General features: G+C 75.1%; 1 protein-coding gene. It reads right to left on the minus strand.

The window, feature by feature from the left end; translation table 11 throughout:
* Positions 1-2,534, minus strand: a 2,534-nt coding sequence (locus AC13HU_RS35515) for a sensor histidine kinase (protein WP_483046124.1), incomplete at both ends; no start/stop codon positions are given.

Below are 2,534 nucleotides of genomic sequence, written 5' to 3' on the forward strand. Positions count from 1 at the left end.
GCGCGAGGCCGAGGCCCAGCCCGGTGCCGTTGTCGCGGTCGCCCATCCGCTGGAACGGTTCGAAGGCGCGCTCGCGGTCCCGCGCGGGCAGCCCCGGCCCGCGGTCGACGACCCGCAGCTCCACCCGGTCGCCCAGCGCGCTCGCGGTCAGCACGACCGGCCGCCGGGCCGGCGCATGCCGTACCGCGTTGGCCAGCAGGTTGGCGATGATCCGCTCCAGCAGCGGCGGATCGGCCAGCACGGCCGGGGCCCGCTCCAGGCCGCGGGTGTCGATGCCCGGCGCGTCGGCGGGCCGCGACTCCAGCGCGGCCGGCAGCACCTCCTCCAGCGCGGTGGCCCGCAGCCGCAGCCGCAACGCGCCGGCCTGGAGCCGGCTCATGTCCAGCAGGTTGTCCACCAGCCGGCTCAGCCGGGCCAGCGACTCCTCGGCGGTGGCGAGCAACTCCTCACGGTCCTCGGCCGAGAACTCCACGTCCTGGCTGCGCAGCGAGCTGACCGCGGCCCAGCCCACCGCCAGCGGGGTGCGCAGGTCATGGCTGACCGCGGCGAGCAGCGCCGTACGCATCCGGTCCGCGGCCTTCACCGGCTCCACCTCGGCGGCGGCCTCGGCGAGCCTGGCCCGCTCGGCCGCGCCGGACACGTGGGCGGCGAAGGCGGCCAGCACGCGCTGGTCGGAGGCGGAGAGCGAACGGCCGCGCAGCAGCAGCACCATGCCGTCGCCCGCGGGCACCCGGACGGTGGCGGTGGCGGTGGCGGTGGCGGTGGCGCCATTGTTGTTTTCGTACGGGCCGGGGCCGTCTCCCGTGCTGCTCCGGTCTCCCGTACCGCCGGTGGCTTCCGTACCGCCGGTGCGCACCAGGCCCGTACCGCTCGCCGTTGCCGCTCCGGGCTCGGCCGTTCCGTGCTCCGCGGCTCCGGGTTCAACGGCGCCGGGCTCGGCCGGGACCAGTTCGGCGCTGTCCATCCCGAACGTCTCCCGGGCCCGTTCCAGCAGCGCGGGCAGCGCGTCGCCGCCGCGTACGATGCTGCCGGCCAGGGACGACAGCGTCTCGGCCTCGGCGGTGGCGCGGGCCGCCCGGCGCGACAGCCGCAGCGAGCGGTCCACGACGGCCGCGACCGTGCCCGCGACCACCACGAACACCGCCAGCGCCAGGATGTTGTTGGGCTCGGCGATGGTGAACTTCCCGGCCGGCGGGATGAAGTAGTAGTTCAGCAGCAGCGACGCGGTCACCGACGCCACCACCGCCGAGACCACCCCGCCGAAGCACGCCACACCGACCACCGCCAGCAGGAACAGCAGCGCCTCGCTGGTCAGGTTGAGGCTGCCGCGGTTGCTCGCGAGCACCGCGGTGAGCGCCACCGGCAGCACCAGCCCGCTCACCGGCCCCGCCACCAGCCGCCAGGTGGTCAGGGTGCGGCGCCGTGAGGGCAGCAGCCTGCCGTGCCCGGCCCGTTCGTGGGTGACCATGTGCACGTCGATATCGGCCGAACTGCCCACCGTGGTCTCGCCGATGCCCCGCCCGGTCAGCAGCCGCTCCCACCGCCGGCGGCTGCTGGTGCCCAGTACCAGCTGGGTCGCCCCCACCCCGCGGGCGAACTCCAGCAGCGCCACCGGCACGTCGTCGCCGACCACCGAGTGGTAGCTGCCGCCCAGGCTCTCCACGAGCTGCCGCTGCCGGGCCAGCGCGGCCGGCGACGCGCCCACCGCCAGCCCGTCGCTGCGCGCCACGTGCACCGCCAGCAGGTCACTGCCCCCGTCGATGCCCGGTGGTGCGCCGCCCGCCGACCGGTCCGCGATCCGCGCCGCCCGGCGGATCAGCGTCTCGCCCTCCGGGCCGCCGGTCAGCGCCACCACCACGCGCTCCTTGGTCTCCCACACCCGCCCTATGCCGTGCTCGCTGCGGTAGCGGTGCAGCGCCTCGTCCACCCGCCCCGCCACCCACAGCAGCGCCAGCTCCCGCAGCGCGGTCAGGTTCCCGATCCGGAAGTAGTTGGCGAGCGCCGCGTCGACCTTCTCCGCGCCGTAGACGTTGCCGTGCGCCATCCGGCGGCGCAGCGCCTCCGCCGGCATGTCCACCAGCTCGATCTGGTGGGCGCGGCGCACCATCTCGTCGGGCACCGTCTCGCGCTGCGGCACCTCCGTGATCTTCTCGACCACGTCGTTGACGGACTCCAGGTGCTGGATGTTGACGGTGGTGACCACGTCGATACCCGCCGCGAGCAACGTCTCGACGTCCTGCCAGCGCTTGGCGTTGCGCATACCGGGCGGGTTGGAGTGCGGCAGCTCGTCCACCAGCGCGACCTCGGGACGGCGGGCCAGCACCGCCGCCAGGTCCATCTCGCCGACCACGGTGCCGCGGTACTCCCGCTCCAGCCGGGGCACCACTTCAAGGCCCTCCACCAGGGCCAGCGTGTGCGGCCGCTGATGGCACTCCACCAACGCCACCACCACGTCCGTGCCGCGCTCCGCCCTGCGGTGGCCCTCGTCCAGCATCCGGTAGGTCTTGCCGACGCCCGGCGCCGCGCCCAGGAAC

This window comes from Streptomyces sp. NH27 (genome assembly GCF_056859195.1).